The sequence below is a fragment of the Pseudomonas sp. IB20 genome (assembly GCF_009707325.1).
GTDB lineage: Bacteria > Pseudomonadota > Gammaproteobacteria > Pseudomonadales > Pseudomonadaceae > Aquipseudomonas.
Genome location: NZ_CP046103.1, coordinates 4,570,973 through 4,597,664 on the forward strand (window position 1 = coordinate 4,570,973; position 26,692 = coordinate 4,597,664).

Annotated in this window: 25 protein-coding genes and 2 pseudogenes; 14 read left to right on the forward strand and 13 right to left on the reverse strand. The window is 61.0% G+C overall.

Annotated elements, in window-relative coordinates; all coding sequences use genetic code 11:
• Positions 1–13: 13 nt before the first annotated feature.
• The 5 genes from mrdA to GJU48_RS21305 form a co-directional block, all read right to left on the reverse strand.
• Positions 14–1,912: a penicillin-binding protein 2 gene (mrdA, locus tag GJU48_RS21285; protein WP_094951247.1), complete on the reverse strand. Its 1,899-nt coding sequence runs from the start codon at positions 1,910–1,912 to the stop codon at positions 14–16.
• 15 nt (positions 1,913–1,927) lie between these two features.
• The gene (rlmH, locus tag GJU48_RS21290) at positions 1,928–2,395 is read right to left on the reverse strand and encodes a 23S rRNA (pseudouridine(1915)-N(3))-methyltransferase RlmH (protein WP_003176297.1); all 468 of its coding nucleotides are present in this window, start codon (positions 2,393–2,395) and stop codon (positions 1,928–1,930) included.
• Positions 2,396–2,404: 9 nt separating this feature from the next.
• Complete coding sequence (rsfS, locus tag GJU48_RS21295) at positions 2,405–2,899, reverse strand: ribosome silencing factor (protein WP_094951246.1); 495 nt, start codon at positions 2,897–2,899, stop codon at positions 2,405–2,407.
• Between the two features lie 69 nt (positions 2,900–2,968).
• Positions 2,969–3,613, reverse strand: a complete 645-nt coding sequence (gene nadD / locus GJU48_RS21300; RefSeq protein ID WP_094951245.1) for a nicotinate-nucleotide adenylyltransferase — start codon at positions 3,611–3,613, stop codon at positions 2,969–2,971.
• Entirely contained in the window at positions 3,613–4,878 is a 1,266-nt protein-coding gene (locus tag GJU48_RS21305) for a glutamate-5-semialdehyde dehydrogenase (RefSeq protein WP_094951244.1), read from the reverse strand. Before GJU48_RS21305 ends, nadD begins: the two co-directional genes overlap by 1 nt.
• A 174-nt stretch (positions 4,879–5,052) precedes the next feature.
• Between GJU48_RS21305 and GJU48_RS21310 the strand changes: the two genes are divergently transcribed.
• Positions 5,053–5,736, forward strand: coding sequence for a DNA-3-methyladenine glycosylase (locus GJU48_RS21310; RefSeq protein ID WP_094951243.1), 684 nt, complete (start codon positions 5,053–5,055; stop codon positions 5,734–5,736).
• 117 nt (positions 5,737–5,853) lie between these two features.
• Entirely contained in the window at positions 5,854–7,170 is a 1,317-nt protein-coding gene (locus GJU48_RS21315; RefSeq protein WP_094951242.1) for a bifunctional DedA family/phosphatase PAP2 family protein, read from the forward strand.
• Here the strand turns inward: GJU48_RS21315 and GJU48_RS21320 are convergent.
• The 3 genes from GJU48_RS21320 to GJU48_RS21330 are packed head-to-tail and all read right to left on the reverse strand — an operon-like array spanning position 7,164 to position 8,845.
• Positions 7,164–7,757 (reverse strand): LON peptidase substrate-binding domain-containing protein, encoded by a 594-nt coding sequence (locus GJU48_RS21320; RefSeq protein ID WP_094951241.1) that lies wholly within the window; start codon positions 7,755–7,757, stop codon positions 7,164–7,166. The two genes, GJU48_RS21315 and GJU48_RS21320, sit on opposite strands and share 7 nt — an antisense overlap.
• 21 nt (positions 7,758–7,778) lie before the next feature.
• Positions 7,779–8,495 (reverse strand): LrgB family protein, encoded by a 717-nt coding sequence (locus tag GJU48_RS21325; protein WP_094951240.1) that lies wholly within the window; start codon positions 8,493–8,495, stop codon positions 7,779–7,781.
• Positions 8,492–8,845: a CidA/LrgA family protein gene (locus GJU48_RS21330; protein ID WP_094951239.1), complete on the reverse strand. Its 354-nt coding sequence runs from the start codon at positions 8,843–8,845 to the stop codon at positions 8,492–8,494. Before GJU48_RS21330 ends, GJU48_RS21325 begins: the two co-directional genes overlap by 4 nt.
• Positions 8,846–9,001: 156 nt before the next feature.
• Here GJU48_RS21330 and GJU48_RS21335 point away from each other — a divergent pair, with 156 nt between their 5' ends.
• From GJU48_RS21335 to GJU48_RS21345, 3 genes are all read left to right on the forward strand, one after another.
• A complete protein-coding gene (locus tag GJU48_RS21335; RefSeq protein ID WP_034117724.1) occupies positions 9,002–9,457 on the forward strand; it encodes a MaoC family dehydratase in 456 nt (151 codons plus the stop codon).
• Positions 9,458–9,562: 105 nt separating this feature from the next.
• The gene (locus GJU48_RS21340; RefSeq protein WP_094951238.1) at positions 9,563–11,281 is read left to right on the forward strand and encodes a C13 family peptidase; all 1,719 of its coding nucleotides are present in this window, start codon (positions 9,563–9,565) and stop codon (positions 11,279–11,281) included.
• Between the two features lie 29 nt (positions 11,282–11,310).
• Complete coding sequence (locus GJU48_RS21345) at positions 11,311–11,952, forward strand: oxidoreductase (RefSeq protein ID WP_094951237.1); 642 nt, start codon at positions 11,311–11,313, stop codon at positions 11,950–11,952.
• A 128-nt stretch (positions 11,953–12,080) separates the two neighbouring features.
• Here the strand turns inward: GJU48_RS21345 and GJU48_RS21350 are convergent, their stop codons facing one another.
• The 3 genes from GJU48_RS21350 to mpl are packed head-to-tail and all read right to left on the reverse strand — an operon-like array spanning position 12,081 to position 14,333.
• A complete protein-coding gene (locus GJU48_RS21350) occupies positions 12,081–12,365 on the reverse strand; it encodes a YceK/YidQ family lipoprotein (protein ID WP_094951236.1) in 285 nt (94 codons plus the stop codon).
• Positions 12,358–12,987 carry a flavin prenyltransferase UbiX gene (gene ubiX, locus GJU48_RS21355; protein ID WP_094951235.1) on the reverse strand — a complete coding sequence of 210 codons (630 nt, stop codon included), beginning with the start codon at positions 12,985–12,987 and terminating at the stop codon, positions 12,358–12,360. The genes GJU48_RS21350 and ubiX overlap by 8 nt, the downstream gene beginning before the upstream one ends.
• Positions 12,984–14,333, reverse strand: a complete 1,350-nt coding sequence (mpl, locus tag GJU48_RS21360; protein WP_094951234.1) for a UDP-N-acetylmuramate:L-alanyl-gamma-D-glutamyl-meso-diaminopimelate ligase — start codon at positions 14,331–14,333, stop codon at positions 12,984–12,986. Before mpl ends, ubiX begins: the two co-directional genes overlap by 4 nt.
• Before the next feature lie 213 nt (positions 14,334–14,546).
• On the opposite strand from mpl, the pseudogene GJU48_RS21365 reads away from it, so the two are divergent.
• Positions 14,547–15,201 (forward strand): annotated as a pseudogene (locus GJU48_RS21365) (transposase).
• Between the two features lie 14 nt (positions 15,202–15,215).
• On the opposite strand, the gene GJU48_RS21370 reads toward GJU48_RS21365, so the two are convergent.
• Both GJU48_RS21370 and GJU48_RS21375 read right to left on the reverse strand, forming a co-directional pair.
• Positions 15,216–16,118 carry a hypothetical protein gene (locus GJU48_RS21370; RefSeq protein ID WP_155296078.1) on the reverse strand — a complete coding sequence of 301 codons (903 nt, stop codon included), beginning with the start codon at positions 16,116–16,118 and terminating at the stop codon, positions 15,216–15,218.
• A gap of 23 nt (positions 16,119–16,141) precedes the next feature.
• A pseudogene (locus tag GJU48_RS21375) lies at positions 16,142–17,818 on the reverse strand (sigma-54-dependent Fis family transcriptional regulator); the annotation flags it as partial.
• Positions 17,819–18,096: 278 nt separating this feature from the next.
• On the opposite strand from GJU48_RS21375, the gene exaC reads away from it, so the two are divergent.
• The 8 genes from exaC to ppa all read left to right on the forward strand — a co-directional run bounded on the left by exaC (position 18,097) and on the right by ppa (position 26,526).
• Positions 18,097–19,617: an acetaldehyde dehydrogenase ExaC gene (exaC, locus tag GJU48_RS21380; RefSeq protein ID WP_094953344.1), complete on the forward strand. Its 1,521-nt coding sequence runs from the start codon at positions 18,097–18,099 to the stop codon at positions 19,615–19,617.
• 217 nt (positions 19,618–19,834) lie between these two features.
• Positions 19,835–21,268 (forward strand): ethanolamine permease, encoded by a 1,434-nt coding sequence (gene eat, locus GJU48_RS21385; RefSeq protein WP_083356587.1) that lies wholly within the window; start codon positions 19,835–19,837, stop codon positions 21,266–21,268.
• Between the two features lie 64 nt (positions 21,269–21,332).
• Entirely contained in the window at positions 21,333–22,727 is a 1,395-nt protein-coding gene (locus GJU48_RS21390; RefSeq protein ID WP_083356586.1) for an ethanolamine ammonia-lyase subunit EutB, read from the forward strand.
• Positions 22,724–23,554 (forward strand): ethanolamine ammonia-lyase subunit EutC, encoded by an 831-nt coding sequence (eutC, locus tag GJU48_RS21395; RefSeq protein ID WP_094953342.1) that lies wholly within the window; start codon positions 22,724–22,726, stop codon positions 23,552–23,554. The genes GJU48_RS21390 and eutC overlap by 4 nt, the downstream gene beginning before the upstream one ends.
• A gap of 97 nt (positions 23,555–23,651) precedes the next feature.
• Positions 23,652–24,110, forward strand: a complete 459-nt coding sequence (locus GJU48_RS21400) for a GNAT family N-acetyltransferase (protein WP_094953341.1) — start codon at positions 23,652–23,654, stop codon at positions 24,108–24,110.
• Between the two features lie 301 nt (positions 24,111–24,411).
• On the forward strand, positions 24,412–25,068 hold the full coding sequence (locus GJU48_RS21405; RefSeq protein ID WP_094953340.1) for a DedA family protein: 657 nt from the start codon (positions 24,412–24,414) through the stop codon (positions 25,066–25,068).
• A 6-nt stretch (positions 25,069–25,074) separates the two neighbouring features.
• Complete coding sequence (locus GJU48_RS21410; RefSeq protein ID WP_094953339.1) at positions 25,075–25,905, forward strand: M90 family metallopeptidase; 831 nt, start codon at positions 25,075–25,077, stop codon at positions 25,903–25,905.
• A 93-nt stretch (positions 25,906–25,998) separates the two neighbouring features.
• Positions 25,999–26,526: an inorganic diphosphatase gene (gene ppa / locus GJU48_RS21415; protein ID WP_003176323.1), complete on the forward strand. Its 528-nt coding sequence runs from the start codon at positions 25,999–26,001 to the stop codon at positions 26,524–26,526.
• The last annotated feature ends 166 nt before the right edge of the window (positions 26,527–26,692 follow it).

Below are 26,692 nucleotides of genomic sequence, written 5' to 3' on the forward strand. Positions count from 1 at the left end.
GATGCGGTCAAAATTACTCTTCACGGGCCGTAACCTCGGTGCTTGAAGGGGGGCCACCATATTCGGATTTAAGCCTGCCGTCGTCGGCCAACAGCCAGGCGTCCATGATCTGGCGCACCACAGGCGCAGCGACGCCGGAGCCGGACTCACCGTTCTCGACCATCACTGCCACGACGATTTTCGGATCGTCTGCCGGGGCAAAACCGACAAACAAGGCGTGGTCGCGGTGGCGCTCCTGAACCTTGGAACGGTCGTATTTTTCGCCCTGTTTGATCGCAACCACCTGGGCGGTGCCGCTTTTGCCGGCAATGCGGTATTGCGCACCGGCCGCCGCTTTACGCGCGGTGCCGCGAGCGCCGTGCATCACTTGCTGCATGCCGTGGTTAACCTTGGTCCAGTCGGACGGGTCGCGCAGTACGATGTCGGGGATCGGGTTTTCATCCACTGGCCGCTCGCCTTCGACGGTCTTGGCCAGGTGCGGACGGTTCCAGATGCCTTTGTTGGCCACCAGCGCCGTGGCCTGGGCCAGTTGCAGCGGCGTGGCCTGCATATAGCCCTGGCCGATGCCGAGGATCAGGGTTTCGCCCGGGAACCACGCCTGGCGGCGGGTCGCGCGCTTCCACTCCCGCGATGGCATCAAGCCAGGGGATTCTTCGAACATGTCCAGGGAGACTTTCTGACCGAGGCCGAACTTGCCCATGTAGGCAGACAGCCGGTCGATCCCCAGCTTGTGGGCCAGGTCATAAAAATAGGTGTCGTTGGAGCGCATGATCGCGGTGTCCAGGTCGACATAGCCGTCACCGGTGCGGTTCCAGTTACGGTATTTGTGATCGTAGTTGGGCAGCATGTAGTAGCCCGGGTCGAACACACGGCTCGATGCGGTGACCACACCCGAATCCAAACCGGCAATCGCCACCGCCGGCTTGATGGTCGAACCCGGCGGGTACAGCCCGCGCAGCACGCGGTTAAACAGCGGCCGGTCGATGGAATCACGCAGCTCAGCGTAGGCCTTGAAGCTGATCCCGGTCACGAACAGGTTGGGGTCGAAACTCGGCTGGCTGACCATCGCCAGCACTTCGCCGGTTTTCGGGTCCAGCGCTACCACGGCGCCACGCCGACCGCCGAGGGCCATTTCAGCCGCCTCCTGCAGTTTGATGTCCAGGCTCAGCACGATGTCCTTGCCCGGCACCGGGTCGGTGCGCTTGAGCACCCGCAGCACGCGGCCTCGGGCGTTGGTCTCGACTTCCTCGTAACCCACCTGGCCGTGCAGCTCGGGCTCGTAGAAACGCTCGATGCCGGTTTTGCCAATGTGGTGGGTGCCGCTGTAATTCACCGGATCGAGGCTTTTCAGCTCTTTCTCGTTGATCCGCCCCATGTAGCCGACGGAGTGGGCAAAGTGCGGCCCTTGCGGGTAATGCCGCACCAACTGCGCCACCACTTCCACACCCGGCAAACGGAACTGGTTCACCGCGATTCGGGCGATCTGCTCTTCGGTCAGCTCAAACAGGATCGGCACCGGCTCAAATGGCCGGCGCCCCTGCTTCATGCGCTTTTCGAAGATCACCCGGTCTTCCGGCGTCAACTGCAGCACTTCGACGATCACATCGAGGATCTGCTGCCAGTCGCCGGAACGCTCGCGGGTCATGCTCAAGCTGAAGCTGGGCCGGTTATCCGCGACGACCACGCCATTGCGGTCGAAAATCAGCCCACGGGTCGGCGGAATCGGCTGCACATGCACCCGGTTATTTTCCGACAACGTGGAGTGATAGTCGTACTGGATCACCTGCAGGAAATACAGGCGCGCAATCAGCACCGCAATCAAACCCACCACCAGAAAAGCGCCAAAAATGACCCGCGAGCGCACCAGACGTGCGTCTTTCTCGTGGTCCTTGATGCGGATCGGCTGGGTCATCGGGAGGGGCGCAGATTATTTGTGGTAAGGGTGCCCGGACAGAACTGTCCAGGCGCGATACAGCTGTTCACCGATCAGAATCCTTACCAACGGGTGCGGCAGCGTCAGCGCCGACAATGACCAGCGCTGGTCCGCCCGCGCACAAACTTCCGGCGCCAGCCCTTCGGGGCCGCCGACCATGAAGTTGACCGTACGCGAATCCAGGCGCCAGCGATCCAGTTCCACCGCCAACTGCTCGGTGCTCCAGGGTTTGCCGTGCACCTCAAGGGTGACGATGCGCTCGTTGGGGCCGACCTTGGCCAGCATGGCTTCGCCTTCCTGCCGGATAAAGCGCGCCACGTCGGCGTTCTTGCCCCGGGTGTTGAGCGGTATTTCCACCAATTCCAGCGACAGCTCAGCGGGCAGACGCTTGGCATACTCGTGCCAGCCTTCTTCCACCCACTTGGGCATGCGTGAACCGACAGCGATCAGACGCAGGCGCACAGCCGTTCCTTATTCCTGGTCTTTGTTGAGCTTGTCGAAGTGCGCGTGGCCCACTTCAGGGCTGTGGTGCTTGCCATCAGCAGCACGGCTCTGCTCGGCGCCTTTCCACAGACGCTCCAGGTCGTAGAACTGACGAGCGTTGGAGGTCATCATGTGAACGATCACGTCGTCCATGTCCAGCAGCACCCAGTCGCTGTCGCCCTTGCCTTCTTCACCCAGCGGCTTCACGCCTTGGGCTTTGACGGCTTCGCGAACCTTGTCCAGCATCGCGCCGATCTGGCGGTTAGAGGTACCGGTGGCGATGATCATGAAGTCGGTGATGCTTTGCTTGTCGCGCACGTCCAGCACTTGGATGTCCTGGGCCTTAACGTCTTCCAGGGCAGCCACGGCGACTTTTACCAGCTCTTCGCCAGCCAGCTCAGGGCCGGTGTGCGCTACAACTGGCAGCGGGGCGCTTTTGAAAGTGCCTTTACGCTTAACTTTACTTACGTCTTTGTTGGTCATATAAAACTCGTTTTGCTCGTATGTTCGGGGCGCTCGCTGCACGACTGTGCGTAGCGACAAGCGCGCCTTTTAGTTCGACGCACGGTAAAGCCCGTGCGCATCGATGTAGGCCAGGACCGCGTCAGGCACCAGGAAACGTACCGACTTCCCGCTGGCCAGCAGTTGACGGATCTGGGTGGCAGACACCGCAAGCGGGGTCTGCCAGACGAATGCAATATTCCCGTTCGGCCCGGTCAGGGCCAAGGGGTCACTTACCGACCGCGCGGCCAGCAGGTTGCGCAAGGCATCCGGCGGTTCGCTGTCGGCATCCGGGCGTTGCAAAACCAGGATGTGGCAGTGCTGGAGGAGTTCCTCCCAGCGATGCCAAGAGGGCAGGCCGCAAAATGCGTCCCAGCCCAAAAGCAGAAACAATTGGTCGTCCGCGGCCATTTCGGCGCGCATCACTTCCAGGGTATCGACAGTGTAGGACGGTTTATCACGCTTGAGTTCGTGGTCGTCCACCACCAGCGGCGCGATGCCGTCCACCGCCAGGCGCACCATTTCCAGGCGTTGCTGCGCTGACACCTGCGGCGTGTCGCGATGCGGCGGCCGCGCGTTGGGCATCACACGCAGCTCATCCAGCGCGAGAGCATCCGCCACTTCCAGGGCACTGCGCAAATGGCCGATGTGCACGGGGTCGAAGGTGCCGCCGAGCAGCCCGATGCGTTTAGCCATCAAGTGCGCACATGACCGTCGCCGAACACCACGTACTTCTCGCTGGTCAGGCCTTCAAGGCCAACCGGGCCGCGTGCGTGGAGCTTGTCGGTGGAGATGCCGATCTCCGCCCCCAGGCCATACTCAAAGCCGTCGGCAAAGCGCGTCGAGGCGTTGACCATCACCGAAGCGGAATCCACTTCGTTGAGGAAACGCCGGGCATCGCTGAAATGCTCGGAAACAATGGCGTCGGTGTGCTTGGAGCCGTACTTGTTGATGTGTTCGATGGCCTGGTCCAGGTCGTCGACGATGCGGATAGACAGGATCGGCGCCGTGTACTCGGTGTACCAGTCTTCTTCAGTCGCCTCGATCACGTCCGCGCCCAGCAGCGCACGGGTGCGTTCGCAACCGCGCAGCTCCACGCCCTTGTCACGGTAGATGGCAGCCAGCGGCGGCAGCACGCGATCGGCAATGCCGACGTGCACCAGCAGGGTTTCCATGGTGTTGCACGGGGCGTAGCGGTGGGTCTTGGCGTTATCGGCGATGCGGATTGCTTTGTCGATGTCGGCGGCGACGTCGATGAACACGTGGCACACGCCGTCCAGGTGCTTGATCACCGGCACCTTGGCATCGCGGCTGACGCGCTCGATCAGGCTCTTACCACCGCGCGGCACGATCACGTCGACAAATTCCGGCATGGTGATCAGCGCGCCAACGGCGGCGCGGTCGGTGGTTTCCACCACTTGCACCACTTCAGCCGGCAACTCGGCCACGGCCAGGCCTTGCTGAATGCAGGCGGCAATCGCGCGGTTGGAATTAATCGCCTCGGAACCGCCACGCAGGATGGTGGCGTTGCCAGACTTGAGGCACAGGCTCGCAGCGTCGATGGTCACGTTCGGGCGCGACTCATAAATGATACCGATCACGCCCAGGGGCACGCGCATCTTGCCAACCTGGATGCCGGACGGCAGGTAACGCATATCGCGGATTTCACCGATGGGGTCAGGCAGCTTGGCCACCTGACGCAGGCCTTCGATCATGTCGTCGATACGTGCCGGGGTCAGCGCCAAGCGGTCCAGCAGAGCCGGTTCCAGGCCATTGGCGCGACCGCTGGCCAAGTCCAGTTCATTGGCAGCGGCCAGCTCGGAGCGCGAAGCATCCAGAGCATCAGCGGCCGCCAGCAGGGCACGGTTCTTCTGCGCAGTGCTCGCGCGGGCGATCAACCGCGAGGCCTGACGGGCAGCGCGACCCAGGCGGGTCATGTAGTCAAGAACGGACTCAGTCATGGTCGGGGAGTCTTGGCAAAGAGGAAAGCGGCAGATTATAGCTGTGACGCCGCCCGACTGACAGCGGTGTGGGGCGGATGGTCGAAATGAACTGTAAAAACTTGGGGTTCAGCGGTAATTAAGGCGGGAGTTGTTATTATTCGGTCACATTTAGCCGTATTAACCCAGATCGCCATGTCCAGTTTTGCCCCCCAGCTTACCGCCAGCGCCCTGCCCGACCGCTTCTTCGACCGCGACGCGCAAGTTCTTGCGCGGGAATTACTCGGGAAAGTCATACGCCATCGTGTCGGCAATACCTGGCTTTCAGCGCGAATTATTGAAACCGAAGCCTATTACGTGGCCGAAAAAGGCAGCCATGCCTCACTCGGCTACACAGAAAAGCGTAAGGCTTTGTTTCTGGATGGTGGGCATATCTATATGTACTACGCCCGTGGCGGCGATTCGCTGAACTTCAGCGCGCAAGGCCCGGGTAATGCCGTGTTGATCAAATCAGCCTATCCCTGGGTCGATGAAACCTCCGGCCCGGACAGTCTGGCGCAGATGCTGTTGAACAATCCGGACGCCAACGGCCACCCGCGCCCCTCGCAAAAACTCTGCGCGGGCCAGACACTGCTGTGTAAAGCCCTCGGGCTGAAAGTGCCGATGTGGGACGCCAAGCGCTTTGATCAGGAATTGCTCTACGTTGAAGACGTGGGTCAGACGCCGACGCAGATCATCCAGACTACCCGCCTAGGCATTCCCAGCGGTCGCGATGAACATTTGATGTACCGCTTCGTCGATGCGGGCTATGCGCCTTATTGCACCAGGAACCCGCTGCGCCGGGGCCAGGTCGAAGGCCGCGATTATTTTTTGATTTGAACAGACTGATAATTGAAACCTGCAGCCCAGCAATTCCAATGTGGGAGCTGGCTTGCCTGCTCCCACAGTTGATCTTCACTGTCTCAGGTTTCGTATTACATACATGGAGTGGATTGTATGGGCCAATGGCTCGATAGCATTACCGGCTGGCTGACCCTGAACCCCGAATGGCTGGCCGTCGCGGTCTTCATTGTCGCGTGCGTGGAGTGCCTGGCCATCGCCGGGTTGATCGTGCCAGGCACGGTGTTGCTGTTTGCCATTGCCGCACTGGCCGGCAGCGGGGCGCTGCCCTTGAGTGAAACCCTGCTGCTGGGTTTCCTCGGTGGCCTGTTGGGTGACGGAGTTTCCTACTACCTGGGACGGCATTTCCATCAGAACATCCGGCGCCTGCCCGGCTTGCGCCACCACCCTGAATGGATGAATGGCGCAGAAACCTACTTCCATAAGTACGGCATCGCCAGCCTGCTGGTAGGACGCTTCATCGGCCCGTTGCGCCCCATGCTGCCGATGGTCGCCGGCATGTGCGACATGCCCTTCCCACGCTTTGCCGCCGTGAGCATCCTGGCGGCAGCCGGTTGGTCGGTGGCTTATCTGCTGCCAGGCTGGGCGGCCGGCGCCGCGTTCCGCTTGCCATTGCCGGAAGGCTTCTGGCCGGTAGCCGGCATTGTCGCAGCCTGTTTGGCGATATTGCTGGGGCTGAGTTTGAACAGCAGCCTGCGCGGCCATCGTCGCGCCACCTTGTGGATCGGCTGCGCCAGCCTGACGCTGTTGATCGCGCTGTTTATCGGCTACCCGCACCTCAATGACTTCGATCAGGGCCTGAGCGCACTGGTGCAGGAACACCGCAGCCCGTGGCTAGACGAGGTGATGGTGCGGATCACCCAGTTGGGCGAGTTCAAGAAGATGTTTGTCGCCAGCGCTATCTTCACCGGCCTGTTGCTGCTGGCGCGGCAGTGGCGCCACGCGGTATTCGTCGGCGCCACGCTGGCCGGGGCGGCGGTGATCAACACCGGCACCAAGCTGTTTTTCGCGCGTGGCCGCCCCGAAATCCTTACAGACCCGCTGACCAGTTTCAGCATGCCCAGCGGCCACGCCTCCGGCGCATTTGCATTCTTCCTGGCGCTGGCCGTGCTGGCCGGTCGCGGGCAACCCACACGGTTGCGCCTGACCTGGATGCTGATGGGCTGTATTCCTGCGGCCTTTATTGCACTGTCGCGGGTTTACCTCGGCGCGCATTGGCCGACGGACATCCTGGCCGGCACGCTGCTGGCGATGACAGTGTGCGCGTTCAGCCTGACCGTCATCCAGTACCGTAGCCCGCTGCCGGCCATGGCGCAGAAAACCTGGTGGCTGCTGCTGCCGGCGCTGGTAGCGGTGTTGAGCTTTATCGCCCTCACCGGCACACCCCACGCGCTGCTGCGCTACGCCTACTGAGTGAAGAGTTCGCCCTGCAATTCGTCGAGCAACATCTGGATCGCATCCAGGCGTTGCTGCGGGTCATCGAGTTGCAGCAGGTCGATCTTGTCGGCCTCGGTGAACGGCAGCAGATACGCCAGCTGATTGCCCAAGGCTTGCTGGCCCTCGGCGTGGGCGTCCATATCAAGCGAGGCAACCATCGGGTGTTCGGCCAAGGCCTGGAGCAACGCCAGCAGGTCGGCGTCCTCTTCTTCCAGCGGTTGGTCCGGCAGCTCTTCGAGCCACTGCACTTCAGCCACCAGCAGTTGGTCCTTTTGCACCCCGGCGTCACGCACGCGAAAGCGCCGCCCGCCTTCAACGCGAATCCCCAGCAGGCCGTTGTCCTGCTGTTTGAAGTCGCGAATCAGCGCTTCACAGCCGACCAGTGCGTAGCCGTCGGGGGCCATGCCCACTTCCCTGCCATCGAGAATGCACACCACGCCGAAGCTTTCGCCCTTTTTCATGCAGCGGCTGATCATGTCCAGGTAGCGCGCCTCGAACAGTTGCAAATCGAGGGTGCAGCCAGGGAACAGCACGGTATTGAGCGGGAACAGCGCCAGACTCATAAAGGTTTCCTTAAACCCGGTTTAAACAATCACCGACACGGCCAGCGGCAGGAACACCGCCGTGGCCACGCCCATCAGACTCATGGCCAGCGCCGCAAAGGCGCCGCACTCTTCACTTTCCTGCAGCGCCACCGAGGTGCCGACGGCGTGGGCGGTCATGCCCAGCGCCATGCCGCGCGCCGCGGGGCTGTGCACGCCAAGGCGTGACAAATACGCCGGGCCGATCATCGCGCCGACCACGCCGGTGATCAACACAAACACCGCCGCCAGGGCCGCCACACCACCGATCTGCTCGGCCACCAGCATGGCAATCGGCGAGGTTACCGACTTGGGCGCCATGGTCATCAGCATCATGTGTTCGGCACCAAACCACCAGCCCAGCAGCACACACAGGCCGGTTGCCAACACGCCACCTATCACCAGCGTAGTAAAAATCGGCCAGAACAATTGGCGAATCCGCCGCAAATTCAGGAACAGCGGCACAGCCAGGGCCACGGTCGCGGGGCCGAGCAAGATGCCCATGATCTCGGTGCTCTTGCGGTACTCGGCGTAGGTCAGGCCGCAGCTGAGCAACACACCGATCACCAGCAGCATGGACACCAGCACCGGTTGTAGGAAGATCCAGCGGGTTTTCTCGAATGCCGCCAGCACCAGCTGATAGGCGCCGAGGGTAATGCCGATGCCAAACAGGGGGTGATGAATGACGGCTGTCCATGCGCCCTGCCAGTCGAAGGTCATTGGTCCTTCTCCTTGCGCTTGACCATCTGCTGCATCAGCACGCCAACAAAGCCCATGGCGATCACCAGCGACAACACGAGTGCGCCGACGATGGCCCAGAAGTCTGCGGCAATGTCCTTGGCATACACCATCACGCCCACGGCCGGCGGCACTAGCAGCAACGGCAAATAGCGCAACAGGCTGCTGGCGGCCAGGCTCAGGGGCTCGCCGACTTCGCCGCGCCAGATCAGGAAGCCCAGCATCAGCAGCAAGCCGATGATAGGCCCCGGCAGCACCGGCAACAGCAAATGGTTGATCGCGGTACCGATCAATTGAAACAGCACCAGCCATGTCAGGCCACGTAACAGCATCCCTTATCCCCCTCAAAACTCGCCCGCATTATAAGCACGCCGGCTCTATGCTTCGGCATTCGCCAAAAGCATGGTGGGTTGACCGGGTGAGTTGCCCATGATGATCTACCATGGACTTCGCACACCTATAAAAACGATGAACCAAGGAGAGTCGCAATGCCCTATGTACCTGTAGCGCAGCTCAAAGATTATGTCGGCAAGGAACTGGGACGTTCCGAATGGCTCACCATCGACCAGGCGCGTATTAACCTGTTCGCAGAGGCAACCGGCGATCATCAGTTCATCCACGTCGACCCGGTCAAGGCCGCCAAGACGCCGTTCGGCAGCACCATCGCCCATGGTTTCTTGTCGCTGTCGCTGATGCCCAAGCTGATGGAAGACATCCTGATCATGCCCGAGGGCCTGAAGATGGCGGTCAACTACGGCCTGGACAGCGTGCGCTTCATCCAGCCGGTCAAAGTCGACTCTAAGGTCCGCCTGAACGTGACCCTGACCGACGTCACCGAGAAGAAACCTGGCCAATGGCTATTTAAGGCCACCGCCACCCTGGAAATCGAAGGCCAGGAAAAACCCGCTTACATCGCCGAGTCGCTGTCACTCTGCTTCGTGTAAGGCCTTGCCTGTGGCGAGGTGATAAACCTTGCCACAGTGTATGTAAATTTATGTATGAATCCTGCGGCTGCGGCATACTCGGCGCTCAATTATCCGGATCCCGCTATGCGCCCACTCGCTCCCCTTGCCCTTGCCCTGTTGCTCACCGCTTGCGGAGACGGCGAATCGCTGTTGCCGCCCGATGCGCGCCTGCCCGATGGCGGCCGTTACCGGGGCGATGTGGTCAATGGTTTGCTGCAAGGCCAGGGCCGAGTGGACTACCCCAACGGCAGTTGGTACGCCGGCCAGTTCGACAAAGGCCAGTGGCACGGCCAGGGCGAATGGCACGGCAGCAACGGCGAGGTCTATAAAGGCCAGTTCCAGCAAGGCCTGTTCGACGGCCAAGGCAGCCTGACTACCCCGGGCAGCAGCTACGTCGGCGGCTTCAAAAACGGTCGGCGCAACGGCGAAGGCACCCTCAAAGAGGGGCAGATGACCTATCGCGGCGAATTCAAGGACGACCAGTACTCCGGCCTCGGCCGCCTCGAGCTGGCCGACGGCAGCCAATACCAGGGCCAGTTCGCCCACGGCAAGCCGAATGGCGAAGGCCAGCGCAACGACGACAGCGGCAACCAGTTCAGCGGCCACTTTGTCGATGGCCAACTCGAAGGCAACGGCACCTTCAACAGCGCCGACGGCGATATCTATGTCGGCCAGTTCAAACAAAACCAGCTCAACGGCAAAGGCCGCTATGAAAACGCCGACGGCGACGTGTGGATCGGCCAATTCAAAGAGGGCGCGCTCAGCGGCAAAGGCGAGCTGATCGGCGTCGACGGCAGCCACTATGTCGGCCAGTTCAGCGAATGGCGCTTCACGGGTGAAGGCCGCCTGAACCTCACCGATGGCAGCTTCTACATCGGCGGCTTCGACAGCGACAGCTATCAAGGCAAAGGCACCCTCGTACTGACCGATGGCACCGTAGAGGCCGGCACCTGGGTCAATGGCATGCGTGTGCGCGACGCCGACGGCAAGCTACTGCCCGACCCGCTGGAGATCGGCGTACTGGCCCAAGGCCGCTTGCTGGATGCCGCCCTCGCCGCGGTGCCCGCCTCCACGCCCGCCGTCGAGCTGTACACCCTGGCGGTGGCCGGTGATGGCAAGCAAAGCGTGTTCCTGCGCGAAGCCGATTACGTCAGCAACATGCTCGCCACCCGCTTTGGTGCGCGCGGGCAAATCCGCCTGGTCAACCACCGCGACCATATCGCCGACCGCCCTCTGGCCACCCGCGAAAGCCTGCGCCGTGCCGTGCAAACCCTGGCCGAGCGCACGGGGCCGCAAGACCTGGTGTTTATCTACATGACCAGCCACGGCACCCACGAACACGAACTGGTGCTCGACCAACCGCGCATGGAGCTGGCCGACCTGCCCGCCGATGAGCTGGCGGCGGTACTCGCCCCGCTGAAAAACCGCGACAAGATCATCGTGATTTCGGCCTGCTACTCCGGCGGGTTTATCCCAGCGCTGAAAGATGAGCACACGCTGATCATGACCGCCTCGCGCGCTGATCGCGTGTCCTTCGGCTGCTCCGAGGAAGCGGACTTCACCTACTTCGGCGACGCTCTTTTCGCACAAGCCTTCAACCAGACTGACGATTTGCAACAAGCCTTCAAATTGGCCCAGCTGCATGTCGCCGAACGCGAACAGGCGGATAACTTCGAAGCGTCCGAACCGCAGATCTGGGCCCCCAAAGGCGTGATCGCCCATTGGCAGTTATTACGTAAACAGCAGGCACGAAAGGCGCTCGAAAGCGTCTCAATGAATAGCAAGGAAGCCAAAGGCAACTAAGCTGTAACGTGTAACAAGGGGGAAACACCATGTACCTGACACCTCAACATATCCTGCTCGCTGGCGCCTCCGGCCTGACCGGCGAACACCTGCTCGACCGCCTGCTCAACGAACCGACCGTGACCCGCGTACTGGCGCCCAGCCGCAAGCCGCTGGCCGAACACCCGCACCTGGAAAACCCAGTAGGCGATCCGGCGGTGTTCCTGCCGCAACTGAGCGGCCAGGTCGATATCGCCTTTTGCTGCCTGGGCACCACCATCAAGCAAGCGGGTTCCGAAGCAGCCTTCCGCGCCGTCGACTTAGACATGGTCGTGGCCTTCGCCAAGCGCGCACGGGAAATGGGCGCACGGCACCTGATCGTGATCAGCGCGATTGGCGCCGACCCGAAATCCTCGATCTTCTACAACCGGGTCAAAGGCGAAATGGAACAGGCGCTGAAGGCCCAGGACTGGCCGCAACTGACCATCGTACGGCCTTCGCTGCTGCTGGGTGAACGCTTGGAGCCGCGCTTGGCCGAGCAACTGGCCGGGCCGTTGTCGCGACTGATTCCAGGCAAGTACCGCGGCATTGAAGTCTGCGAACTGGCCCGCGCCATGTGGCGCCTGGCGCTGGAAGAGCAGGATGGGGTGCGGGTGGTGGAGTCGGATGAGCTACGCAAGCTAGGCAAGTGATTTTGCATTGATTGGAAGGGCCTAATCGCAGGCAAGCCTGCTCCCACAGGGGAATGCATTCTAAATGTGGGAGCTGGCTTATCGGGTCGCCGCATCGCTGCGATGAGGCCGGCAGCGGCACCGCTGACCTACAGCCCGCCCGTGGCGTTAAACCCAACACCCAGCACCGTCAACAACGACAGCGGCAACAGCAGCGTATCCAGCAGCGCACTGGCCGGCAGGTCTACATGCGGATAACTCGGCGCCTCAGCGCCAAACCGGTCCTTGGCGCAGCAGCCGCCGTTAATCGCATACAAATCCAGCCGCGTGCCGGCATACACCACGGGCGCGCCGGGCTGTGCGGCATCCAGCGTGCGCGCCGTGGCGCAGCCGGTCAGTTGCAGCACCAAGACCACCAGCAGCGCCTTATTCATCGCTGCTCAAATGGTGCTCGCCCCAACGCGGCAGCATGTCCTGAGGAATATTGAGCAGGTTGAGAATCCGCGCCACCACAAAATCCACCAGGTCATCGATGGTCTGCGGCTGGTGATAGAAGCCGGGCGATGCCGGCAAGATGGTCACGCCCATGTTCGACAGCTTGAGCATGTGCTCCAGGTGAATGCTCGAATACGGCGCCTCGCGCGGCACCAGGATCAACTGGCGACGCTCCTTCAACGTCACGTCCGCCGCACGCTCGATCAAGTTGTTGCAGGCGCCCGTGGCAATCGCCGACAAGGTGCCGGTGGAACACGGCACCACCACCATCGCCGCCGGCGCACCGGAGCCGGAGGCCACGGGCGACATCCAATCTTCTTTGCCGTACACCTTGATCTGCCCCGCCGCCGCACCGGTGTATTCGGTGAGGAAAGCTTGCATCATCTGCACCTTGGGCGGCAACGTGACATCCGTCTCGGTGGCCAGCACCAGTTGCGCGGCCTTAGAGATCAAAAAATGCACCTCGCGGTCTTCGCGCACCAGGCAATCGAGCAGGCGCAAGCCATACGGCGCGCCGGAGGCACCGGTCATCGCCAGGGTAATGCGCTCCGGGCCGCTCACTTCAACGCCTCGGCCAGTTTGCCGTGCAGGCCGCCGAAGCCGCCGTTGCTCATCACCACCACATGGGTGCCGGGCTTGGCCTGGTGCTTGACGTGTTCAATGATGCCCTCGATAGAGTCGCAGACGGTTGATGGCACCGTGCACAGCGCGGCGATGGCCGGCAAGTCCCAGCCAAGATTGGTCGGTGCATACCAGACCACCTGGTCGGCATCGTTGACGCTTTCCGGCAGGCCATCGCGGTGGGCACCCAGCTTCATGGAGTTGGAACGCGGCTCGACTATCGCAATGATATTCGCGTCACCGACCTGCTTGCGCAGGCCATCCAGCGTGGTGGCAATCGCCGTCGGGTGGTGGGCAAAGTCGTCGTAGATGGTAATCCCATTCACGTCAGCGACCTTTTCCATACGGCGCTTCACGCTTTTAAACGCGCTCAACGCGGCGATACCCATCGACGGCACCACGCCCACATGCCGCGCGGCCGCCAGGGTGACCAGGGCGTTGGCGACATTGTGCTGGCCGGTCATGCCCCAATCGACGATGCCTTGGGCTTGCCCTTCAAACAGCACTTCAAATTTAGAGCCGTCCTCGCTGAGCAACTTGACCTGCCACTGCCCGCCCGCGCCGGTGGTTTGTACCGGGGTCCAGCAGCCCATCTCGATCACCCGCTGCAATGCAGGCTCGGTGGTCGGATGGATGACCAGGCCTTCGCTTGGGATGGTGCGCACCAAGTGATGGAACTGGCGCTCGATGGCCGGCAGATCGGGAAAAATGTCCGCGTGATCGAACTCAAGGTTATTCAGGATCGCCGTGCGCGGGCGGTAATGGACGAACTTGGAGCGCTTGTCGAAGAACGCACTGTCGTATTCGTCCGCCTCGATCACAAAGAACGGTGTGTCGCCCAAACGCGCCGACACCGAGAAGTTTTGCGGCACGCCGCCGATCAGGAAGCCCGGGCTCATGCCCGCGTGCTCCAGCACCCAAGCCAGCATGCTGCTGGTGGTGGTTTTGCCGTGAGTGCCGGCCACCGCGAGCACCCAGCGACCTTGCAGCACATGGTCTGCCAGCCACTGGGGGCCGGAGACATACGGCAACCCTTTATTGAGTACGTATTCGACCGCTGGGTTGCCACGCACCATGGCGTTGCCGATCACCACCAGGTCCGGGACCGGGTCGAATTGCGCAGGATCGTAGCCTTGGGTCAACTCGATACCCTGGGCCTGCAGTTGCGTGCTCATGGGCGGGTAAACGTTGGCGTCGGAGCCGGTGACGTGGTGGCCCAGCTCTTTGGCCAGAACCGCCATCGAGCCCATGAAAGTGCCACAGATACCGAGAATATGAATGTGCATAGTTGACCTCTTAAACATCGAGGCAGGTTAGCGCAGGGAGTAGGAAATCGCACTCTTTAGGTGGGGGCGTTCATACGTAGGGCGTAATTGCGAGCCTTGTCAGCCTTATCGAAAGCGCTGCCGCGTACGATATGAGCGTGCGCACATCGACACAACAGCGCTTTTGGACGGATACCTATTGCCTGAGTCACCCTTCAGGCATTAAAAACCGACATTGACCTATACCGATACGGTTTCACTCTTCACGTCGCCGACGCCGAGCACGCCGGTAAGCGCAAGCAGACCCGCAAGGAACTGTTCCTGATCGAGATGGATCGGGTCGTGCCCTGGGAGGGTTTGATTGCCCTTATCGAACCCCATTACCCCAGGGGTGAAGGCGGTCGTCCGGCGTATCCGTTGATGGCGATGCTGCGGATTCATCTGATGCAGAACTGGTTTGGCTACAGTGATCCGGCAATGGAAGAGGCACTTCACGCGACGACCATCTTGCGCCAGTTTTCCGGACTGAGCCTGGAGCGAATCCTGGACGAAACTACCATTCTCAACTTCCTCCGCCTGCTGGAAAAGCAAGAGTTAGCCACTGGCATTCTCGGCGTGATCAATGGCTATCTAGGCGACCTTGGCTTGTCGCTGCGACAAGGCACTATCGTACGCGTCCAAGGCCAAGCGCAAAATCGAGCACTGCAAAGCCCAGACGCGGGCCAAGGCTGAACATCCGTTTCGGGTGATCAAGCGCCAGTTTGGTTATGTGAAAGTGCGCTTTCGTGGGCTGATGAAAAACACCGCTCAACTGACCGCACTGTTTGCTCTGTTGAACCTTTGGATGGCTCGAAAACAGCTAATGGGTATGGGAGGGTTAAGCGTGTAACGCGGGGAGCTGGGCTAAAAGCCCGACGAAGCAGTGCGGACTGACCTTTCTGCGCTAAGCAGCGCTGAGAGTCGTTTCGCTTCGACTAACAGCACGCACATCGCGATGTTGATCCCCTCCAACTTGAGGATTTGCGCGACGCTCATTTCCCGGCGCTGCTCGCGGGCAAACCGGCCAGAGCGTGAGTCAATGAGGACGTTGACTTTATCCAGGTCGATTTTCCCATTTGCATCGTCTACCTGAGACTTCAGCGCAGTAATCAGTGCATGACGATTAGCATCCTCTCCCAACGACTTCTGCTGCTGCGCTATCGCCTCTGCAGATCGCAGCGACGCATGGGCCACAGGCGCGAATTCAAACAGCGCTTTTTCCGCTAAACGCTTGCGGTGCTCAACGGCCTGCGCAGGCGAGAGGTCTATAGGCTTATTGTAAAATCGCCCCACTGTGTACAGGGGCACCTCGCCGTCCGGCCAGGGGTAACTAAACGCTTGCCCGTATTCGGGCGCGATCGCTTTGGCAATTGACAACAGTGTTCGAGAAATATCTGACCAGCCCGAATCGTCCTTTAAGGAAAAGGTTTGTTCCTTGCCATCTACAATACCGGAGAGCTCCCCACGGGCGGGATGCAGTTTCAAGTGCCTTGTATCAAGCCCCTGTTCTTTCGCCCACGCCAAGAACCCTGGGCCTTTGAACGCGCTGTCGAGTTGTGTGCGCCAACGCCCAAGTGTGGACTGTAGAGGAACCTCAACATTGGGCGGCGCCATTGAGGTCTGATAGGAACGTGTAGCCAATGCTCGTGCGAAGGACTTCGCCACTTGAGCATCAGCACGTGCGCGACGGTCAGGGCTATCAGCCAGCCCTGCATTGCGCTTACTTCGAACTGCATTGCTATCGGTGTCCGCCGGGGCGGTCTTCACGGCAGGTAGGGCGACCGTTTCATCCCGCCCTCACAGAGGGCAGCCAGTGTGCGCAGTACGGTGCGTAACTGCCGCACGTTGCCCGGCCAGGCGAACGTCAACAATGCCTGCCGAGCAGCACCATCGAGTACCACCGGTTGCTCACCTGCTTCCTGTATCAGCAGGAAATCCAGTAATTGCTCCTTGTCACTGCGCTCACGCAAGGGCGGCAGAGCGACTTCCAGGCCGTTGAGCCGGTAATACAAGTCTTCGCGAAAATCACCGTGCTGCACGCGCTCCTGCAGGTTGCGATGGGTGGCGCTGATAATTCTGACGTTCACAGCCTGGGGCTCACCACCGATGGGCACCACCATTCGATCTTCCAGCACTCTTAATAGACGGGTCTGCAGGGCAAGGGGCATATCGCCGATTTCATCGAGGAACAGCGTGCCGCCATCCGCCTGTTGCAGCTTGCCTTGCATGCCTTCCTTACGGGCCCCCGTGAAGCTGCCGCCGCGATAGCCGAACAATTCACTTTCGATCAGGCTTTCCGGAATGGCGCCGCAGTTGAGGGCGATAAACGCCTTGTCGGCACGCTGACTGGCCTGGTGCACGGCCTTGGCAAACGCTTCTTTACCGCTGCCGGTTTCGCCGTTGATCAGCAGCGGCACGTCGCGTTCGAAAACCTTAACAGCCTTGCGAAAATCATTCTGCAACGCCGGATCGCCCAGGCAGATCCCCGGCAGGCGTGGAGCCTCAGGCTTCGCCATCGGCGCCGCAGTGCTTCGCGCTTGGCCACGTAACGCGGCGAATAAATGCCGGCCATCGCGCGTACGCAGCGGCCAACTGGCCGTGGCGTTAACCCTGGCGCGACCGAGCAACTGGTCCAGCGAACACTCGAAAAACGCCTCCACCGGCTGCCCCAGCAAGCTGCCGCGAAGCTGCCCCAGCAGGTTCAGCGCGCTCTGGTTAACCGCACAGATCCGCCCTTCGCCATCGAACGCCAGCAGCCCCTCGCTGAATAACCCAACGGATTCGGCCTGCAGGTGAAAACGCAGCAGCCACTGGTTTTCAAAATGACGCAGGAAGTAACAACTCTCGATCATCTTTGCCGACAGGTTCACCAGCGCCATGGTGTGGAACTGGCTTTGACGCGACACGGCTTCGCGCGCCGACGACACGTCCAGCACCGCCAGCAATTCGCCTTGGGGGTCGAACACCGGGCTCGCCGAACAGGTCAGGCCGGTGTGGCGCCCGCGAAAATGCTCATCGCGGTGAATGGTCAGGGACTGGCGCTCCACCAAGCAGGTGCCGATGCCATTGGTGCCTTCGCACGCTTCACTCCAGTCGGCGCCCAGCCACAGCCCGGCGCGCTCGAAAATCTTGCGCTCGGAAGGCGCGGTGACGCAGTTGAGGATCACCCCGCGCGCATCGGTGAGCAGTACCGCATGGCCGGCGCCGGAGAGCTGTTGGTGCAGGCTGTTCATCTCGCTGCCGGCGATGTGCAGCACCTGTTGCAGGCGTTCGCGACTTTCCAGCAGGCGCCCGTGTTCGAGCACGGTGGGGGCGATGCTCAATGCGGGGTCGAGGTGGTAGTCCTCCAGGCAACGCAGCCAGGAACGGGCGATGGACGGGTCGCTGCCGGGGCCTTGGGCAATCTCTTGCCCGCGTGTGACGGTGAGGACTTGCTGGGCGTGGCGGCTGAACTGATCGTTGTGCATGTTCTTATTATTCTCCCTGCGTACTGCTTGAGAACAGCCAGCATCCCCCAGCCATCCGGCCATTGCAATCCCGGGCAGACCCACCGGTCACAGGCTGTACCGTTTGTGGCACAAACTGTCACCCCAGCTGTACCACACCTGCCACAGCAACGCCTTGCAACAAAGCCCAACCCCCTGATTTACCTGGCCTGCAAAGCAGTGGCCCGACCTTTGCTCTAGGCTTTATCAAGCGCAACACCGCTGTACTCCAATAAACATAAAAGCAGGAGATGCCCCCCATGCGTTACGCACACCCCGGTACTGACGGCGCGATCGTTTCGTTCAAGGCCAAATACGGCAACTTCATCGGCGGCGAATTCGTCGCGCCGGTAGATGGCAACTATTTCACCAACACCTCGCCAGTCAACGGCAAGCCCATCGCCGAATTCCCGCGTTCCACGGCCAAAGACATCGACAAAGCCCTCGACGCCGCCCATGCCGCCGCAGATGCCTGGGGCAAGACCTCGGCCCAGGACCGCTCACTGGTGCTGCTGAAAATCGCTGACCGCATCGAACAGAACCTCGAACTGCTGGCCGTCACCGAAACGTGGGACAACGGCAAGGCCGTGCGTGAAACCCTCAACGCCGACATCCCACTGGCGGCCGACCACTTCCGCTACTTCGCCGGTTGCATCCGCGCCCAGGAAGGCACCAGCGCCGAAATCAACGAACACACCGCGTCGTATCACTTCCATGAGCCGCTGGGCGTGGTCGGCCAGATCATCCCGTGGAACTTCCCGCTGCTGATGGCCGCCTGGAAACTCGCGCCGGCCCTGGCCGCCGGTAACTGCGTGGTGCTCAAACCCGCCGAGCAAACTCCGCTGGGCATCAGCGTGCTGATGGAACTGATCGGCGACCTGCTGCCACCGGGCGTGCTGAACGTGGTGCACGGTTTCGGCAAAGAAGCCGGCGAAGCCCTGGCCACCAGCAAGCGCATCGCCAAGATCGCCTTTACCGGTTCCACCCCGGTGGGCTCGCACATCATGCACGCGGCGGCCGAGAACATTATTCCGTCCACGGTTGAGCTGGGCGGCAAGTCGCCGAACATCTTCTTCGCCGACATCATGAAAGCCGAACCGTCGTTTATCGAGAAAGCCGCCGAAGGCCTGGTGCTGGCGTTCTTCAACCAAGGCGAGGTGTGCACCTGCCCATCGCGTGCGCTGGTGGAAGAGTCGATCTACGACGACTTCATGAAAGTGGTAATGAAAAAGGTCGAGCAGATCAAACGCGGCGACCCGCTGGACACCGACACCATGGTCGGCGCCCAAGCCTCCGAGCAACAGTTCGACAAGATCCTGTCCTACCTGGAAATCGCCAAGGGCGAAGGCGCGCAACTGCTGACCGGCGGCAAAGTCGAGAAGCTCACCGGCGACATGGCCGGCGGTTATTACATCCAGCCGACCCTGCTCAAGGGCACCAACGAAATGCGCGTGTTCCAGGAAGAAATCTTCGGCCCGGTCGTGAGCATCACCACCTTCAAGGACGAAGCCGAAGCCCTGGCAATTGCCAACGACACCGAGTTCGGCCTGGGCGCCGGTGTGTGGACCCGCGACATCAACCGCGCCTACCGCATGGGCCGCGCGATCAAGGCGGGCCGTGTGTGGACCAACTGCTACCACCTGTACCCGGCGCATGCCGCGTTTGGCGGTTACAAGAAGTCGGGTGTGGGCCGTGAGACGCACAAGATGATGTTGGATCACTACCAGCAGACCAAGAACTTGCTGGTGAGCTACGACATTAATCCGTTGGGCTTTTTCTAACTTAACCCTGTAACGGGCGACCCGCTCTCAACTTGAAATGCAATCAAGTATGGGAGCAGGCTTGCCTGCGATAAGCATCACCTCGGTCAGCCATATACACCGAGTTGCCCGCATCGCAGGCAAGCCAGCTCCCACATTAGATCGTCGCACGTTCTTGCAACGCGCATTCGGCACACAGAGGCCGAGCTAAAACAATAAGAATGGAAGGTACTTCCCCATGCCTAGCGAACCCACCGGCTCTTCCGTCGACTTCGAAAAAGTCGGCACCGACTACTTTCAACAACGCGAACTGAAAAAAGGCGCCGCCGGCTGGGTGCTTTTGGTTGGCCTTGGCGTTGCCTATGTGATCTCCGGCGACTACGCCGGCTGGAACTTCGGCCTGGCCCAGGGTGGCTGGGGCGGCATGTTCCTCGCCACCTTACTCATGGCCACCATGTACCTGTGCATGTGTTTCTCCCTGGCCGAACTGTCCTCGATGATCCCCACCGCTGGCGGCGGCTACGGCTTTGCCCGCAGCGCCTTTGGCCCTTGGGGCGGGTTCCTCACGGGCACCGCCATCCTGATCGAATACGCCATCGCCCCTGCCGCCATCGCGGTGTTTATCGGCGCCTACTGCGAGTCGCTGTTCGGTATTGGCGGCTGGATGATTTACCTGGCGTTCTACATCATCTTTATCGGCATCCACATCTTTGGTGTGGGCGAAGCCTTGAAACTGATGTTTGTGATCACCGCTGTCGCGGCGATTGCCTTGGGTGTGTTCCTGGTATCGATGGTGCCGCACTTCAACGTCGCCAACCTGCTGGATGTCCCGGTGACCGAGGCCAAAGGCGCCAGCACCTTCCTGCCGTTCGGCTACGTCGGCGTGTGGGCGGCGATTCCTTATGCCATCTGGTTTTTCCTCGCCGTCGAAGGCGTGCCGTTGGCCGCCGAAGAAACCAAGAACCCCAAACGTGACCTGCCTCGAGGCCTGATCGGCGCCATTGTGGTGCTGACCAGTTTTGCCCTGCTGATTCTGGTGATCGCACCGGGCGGCGCCGGCACTTATGCGCTGATCAAGTCGGGCAACCCGCTGGTTGAAGCATTGGCATTGTCCTACGGCGGTTCGACCTGGATGGGCAGCTTCGTCAACCTCGTTGGCCTGGCGGGGCTGATCGCGAGCTTTTTCTCGATTATCTATGCCTATTCGCGGCAGATCTTCGCCTTATCCCGCGCCGGCTACCTGCCACGCAAACTGTCGCAGACCAACAAAAGCAAGGCGCCGGTGCTGGCACTGGTGATCCCCGGCATTATCGGGTTTGGCCTGTCGCTGACCGGCCAGGGCGACTTGCTGATCTTGGTGGCGGTGTTTGGCGCGACCATTTCCTACGTGCTAATGATGGCCGCGCACATCACCCTGCGCATCCGCCGCCCCAAAATGGACCGCCCATACCGCACGCCGGGCGGCATTTTCACCTCCGGCGTCGCCCTGGTACTGGCCTGCGTGGCCGTGGTGGCGGGGTTTCTGGTGGATCCACGGGTAGTGATTGGCGCCGCGATCATCTATGGAGTATTAATTGCTTACTTTGCGTTCTACAGCCGGCATCACTTGGTAGCAGGCACGCCCGAAGAAGAATTCGCGGCGATCCAGGCCGCAGAGGCCGCCTTGCACTAACTGCCGTAAACCTCGACGCGGGCGCTTTACTCACAGCCTGCCCGCGTCGCCCAGGAGACACTGTATGGCAAGCTTTTCCCACGCGGTGGGTGCACAAACCTACCGCTTCGACAGCCTCAAGGACGTGATGGCCAAGGCCAGCCCGGCGCGTTCCGGGGACTTCCTGGCCGGCGTGGCCGCGCAGAACGACGGCGAACGGGTTGCAGCGCAGATGGCGTTGGCGAACATCCCGTTGAAACACTTCCTCGAAGAAGTGCTGATCCCCTACGAAAGCGACGAAGTCACCCGGCTGATCATCGACACCCACGATAAACAGGCGTTTAGCGTGGTCAGCCACCTCACCGTTGGCGGCCTGCGCGACTGGCTGCTCAGCGACGCGGCCGACGAACATTCCCTGCGCGCCCTGGCGCCCGGGCTGACACCGGAAATGGCCGCCGCCGTCTCCAAAATCATGCGCGTGCAGGACTTGGTCTTGGTCGCGCAAAAGATCCGCGTGGTCACCCAGTTTCGCGGCACCCTGGGCCTGCGCGGGCGCCTGTCGACCCGCCTGCAACCCAACCACCCTACAGACGAACCGGCGGGCATCGCCGCGAGCATCCTCGACGGGCTGCTCTACGGCAACGGCGACGCCATGATCGGCATCAACCCGGCCACCGACAGTATCGCTTCGATCTGCGCCATGCTGGAGATGCTCGACGCAATCATCCAGCGCTACGAAATCCCCACCCAAGCCTGCGTGCTGACCCACGTCACCACCTCCATCGAGGCCATCAACCGTGGCGTGCCGCTGGACTTGGTGTTTCAGTCGATTGCCGGCACTGAGGCGGCCAACGCCAGTTTCGGCATCAGCCTGAGCGTGCTGCAGGAAGGTTATGACGCGGGCTTGAGCCTGAACCGCGGCACCTTGGGCCAGAACCTGATGTACTTCGAAACCGGCCAGGGCAGCGCCTTGTCGGCCAACGCGCACTTTGGCGTCGACCAGCAAACCTGCGAAACCCGCGCCTACGCCGTAGCGCGGCATTTCAAGCCGTTTTTGGTCAATACCGTCGTAGGCTTTATCGGCCCCGAGTACCTGTACAACGGCAAGCAGATTATCCGCGCCGGCCTCGAAGACCACTTCTGCGGCAAGCTGCTCGGCGTGCCGATGGGGTGCGACATCTGCTACACCAACCACGCCGAAGCCGACCAGGACGACATGGACACCCTGCTGACCCTGCTGGGCGTGGCCGGGATCAACTTCATCATGGGCATCCCCGGCTCCGACGACATCATGCTCAACTACCAGACCACCTCGTTCCACGACGCGTTATACGCCCGGCAAACATTGGGTTTAAAACCGGCGCCGGAGTTTGAACAGTGGCTGGCGAAAATGGGCATCTTCACGCAAGCCGACGGCAAGGTGCACTTCGGCAACAGCCTGCCACCGGCGTTTCGCCACGCCTTGAAGCAATTGGGATGAAGGAGCCGCCTGTGCAAGTAGAACTGCCTGATAACCCGTGGTTGGAACTGCGCCGCTTGACTCCGGCGCGCATTGCCCTGGGCCGCACCGGCACCAGCATCCCCACCAGCGCGCAGTTGGACTTTCAATTCGCCCACGCCCAGGCGCGCGACGCCGTGCACCTGCCCTTCGACCACGCAGCCCTCAGTAGCCAGATGGCCGAGCGCGGCCGTGACAGCTTGTTGTTGCACAGCGCCGCCGTGGACCGGCACATGTATTTGCAACGCCCAGACCTGGGGCGGCGCTTGAGTGATGAGTCGGCGCAAAGCCTGCGCGACTATGCTGCCGCCAACCCTGGCGGTGTGGACCTGGCCGTGGTGGTGGCCGATGGGCTGTCGGCGCTGGCCGTGCATAAACACACGTTGCCGTTTCTTACACGCATGGAGGAACAGACTCACGCCGAAGGGTGGTCGTTGTCGCCCGTAATTCTGGTGGAACAGGGCCGTGTGGCGGTGGCGGATGAAGTCGGCCAGTTGCTGGGCGCCAAGATGGTGGTGATTTTGATCGGCGAACGGCCGGGGCTCAGCTCGCCGGACAGCCTGGGGCTGTATTTCACCTACAACCCCAAGGTCGGCCTTACCGATGCCTACCGCAACTGCATTTCTAATGTGCGCCTGGAAGGCCTGAGCTACGGCATGGCCGCGCATCGCCTGCTTTACTTGATGAAAGAGGCGTGTCGTCGCCAGCTGTCGGGGGTCAATCTCAAGGACGAGGCGCAGGTGCAGACCATCGAGTCGGATGATCCTGACCTGATGAAAGGCAATTTCCTGCTCAGCCCGCCGGAATAACCTATTAGCCGCACGATTGCGCTTTTTCGCGCCATTAGGCAGCATCCGGACACGGCCGCTTGTGTGGTCATCACCCATTTGGAAGTTGAGGCCTGGCATGCGGATTACTCAAGCGACCCTGGAACACCTGGACCTGTTAACCCCGCTGTTCGTCAAGTACCGCGAGTTTTACGGAGCGCTGCCGTTTCCGGACTCGTCGCGGGCCTTCCTGGAAAAGCGCCTGCGTCGCAAGGAGTCGGTGATCTACCTGGCCCTGGCCGATGATGACGACAAGCGACTGCTGGGGTTTTGCCAGCTGTACCCGAGCTATTCGTCGCTGTCGCTTAAACGCGTGTGGATCCTCAATGACATCTACGTGGCCGAAGACGCCCGCCGACAACTGGTGGCCGACAACCTGATGCGCACGGCGAAGAAAATGGCCAAAGAGACCCACGCGGTGCGCCTGCGAGTGTCGACCAGCAGTGACAACGACGTGGCGCAGAAGACCTATGAGTCGATTGGGTTTCGTGAAGACACGGAGTTCAAGAACTACGTGTTGCCGATCAGTGAGGACTGATAAGGCCAAATCGCTTTTGCTTACTAGTGTGGCAAGTGAGCTTCCCGTGGCCAGCAGGCCTCCTGTGGCGGGGGCTTGCCCGCTCGCCACAATAAGCCAGCTCTCACATTTAGATCAGCAATGACCAGAAGATCGAAATATCACGACACGCCCCGCTACAAAACCCACACGCTTTTCACCTTTCAGTACGTATAATGCGCACCTTTCAGGGTTGTAAGAAATACGGCATACCTATGTAGCCTTACTTACCCGAGCTTCCGCACAGGCCTGCTGAGTCGGGCCATTCACACAGGTGCCACCCATGGATTTCAACCCGCTCGACCTTATCCTGCATCTCGACGTCTACCTCGACCTGCTGGTAACCAATTACGGTCCGTGGATCTACGCCATTCTGTTTCTAGTGATTTTTTGCGAAACCGGCCTGGTGGTCATGCCTTTCCTGCCGGGTGATTCGTTGCTGTTTATCGCCGGCGCCGTGGCTGCAGGCGGCGGCATGGACCCGGTGTTACTGGGCGGCCTGCTGATGCTGGCGGCGATCCTCGGCGACAGCACCAACTACGTGATCGGGCGAACAGCCGGAGAACGCTTGTTCAGCAACCCGAACTCGAAAATCTTCCGCCGCGACTACCTGCAAAAAACCCACGACTTCTACGACAAGCACGGCGGCAAAACCGTGACCCTGGCGCGCTTCCTGCCAATCCTGCGTACCTTCGCACCGTTCGTCGCCGGCATCGCCAAAATGCCGTATCCGCGTTTCTTCGGTTTCAGTGTGTTCGGCACCATTATCTGGGTCGGCGGCCTGGTGACCTTGGGCTACTTCTTCGGCAACGTGCCGTTTATCAAGAAAAACCTGTCGCTGCTGGTGGTGTTTATCATCCTGCTGTCGCTGGTGCCGATGATCATCGGCGTGGTCCGCAGCCGTTTCGGCAGCAACTCCTCCGAAGCCAAACCGCAGTAACCTGCGATGTGGTCCCTCAGCGCCTGGCGTCGCCGGCGCCTGCTGGCCAAGCACCCGATTGCCGATGACACCTGGCAACGGGTGCGCCACCACCTGACCTTCCTCGACGGCATCAACGCCGAGCAAGACCAGTGGCTGCGCGAAGCCTGCGTGGTATTCCTCGCCGAAAAACACCTCACCGCCCTGCCCGGCGTCGACCTGCACCAGGAACAACGCCTGCTGCTTGCCGCCCAGGCGCAACTGCCGCTGATGAACCTTGGCGACCTCGACTGGTACCAGGGCTTCCACGAAATCGTGCTATACCCCGACGACTTCATCAGCCCCCAGCGCCATCGCGATGCCAGCGGCGTGGAGCACGAGTGGGACGGCGAACACAGCGGCGAAGCCTGGCAACAAGGCCCGGTGATCCTCGCCTGGCCCGGCGTACTCGCCAGTGGCAACTGGGAAGGCTACAACCTGGTCATCCACGAACTGGCACACAAGCTGGACATGCTCAACGGTGACGCCAACGGCCTGCCGCCGCTGCACCACGACATGCGCGTGCAGGAATGGGCCAGCGTGATGCAAAGCGCGTTTGACGACCTCAACCGCCAGCTGGACGCCCACCCCGACGTCGACACCGAAATCGACCCCTACGCCGCCGAAAACCCGGCGGAGTTCTTTGCCGTCACCAGCGAATATTTTTTCAGCGCCCCGGATTTACTGGTCAACAGTTATCCACAGGTGTACGCGCAGCTGAGCCGCTTTTATCGCCAGGATCCCCTGGCCCGCTTGCACCAACTGCAAGCCAGCGATGCGCGCTATCAGACGGAACGCCAAGCGCCGTACGACGTCTGACGCATGGCATCGGCGTCAGAATATGCCTATAATCGCCGCCACTTTTAGGCCAATCCGGCCATGTTCCATGGCCAACTACGGGGGCATCGCCCAATGAGCTACAGCAAGATTCCGGCTGGCAAAGACCTGCCGAACGACATCTACGTCGCCATCGAAATTCCGGCCAACCACGCGCCGATCAAATACGAAATCGACAAAGACAGCGACTGCCTGTTCGTTGACCGTTTCATGGCCACCCCGATGTTCTACCCGGCCAACTACGGTTTCATCCCCAACACCCTGGCTGACGACGGTGACCCCCTCGACGTGCTGGTCGTAACCCCTTACCCGGTTACCCCAGGCTCGGTCATCCGCGCGCGCCCAGTCGGCATCCTGAACATGACCGACGACGGCGGCGGCGATGCCAAAGTTATCGCCGTGCCACACGACAAGCTGTCCCAGCTGTACGTGGACGTGAAGGAATACACCGACCTGCCGCCACTGCTGCTGGAACAGATCAAGCACTTCTTCGAGAACTACAAAGACCTCGAAAAAGGCAAATGGGTGAAGATCGACGGTTGGGGCAACGCAGACGCCGCCCGCGCCGAGATCATGAAGTCGGTCGCTGCCTACAAAGGCTGATACCCGCTCCTCATTGCCCCGGCAATCAAAAAAGCCCCGACTACTCGGGGCTTTTTTTGTGGAAAAAATTAAACCCGAAGTTCAATGTTTAACGCGCAATGTTTAATAAAGTAAAAACATTGAAATATCGCCCTACAACTAAGTAAATCCCTACGTACGCAATTCA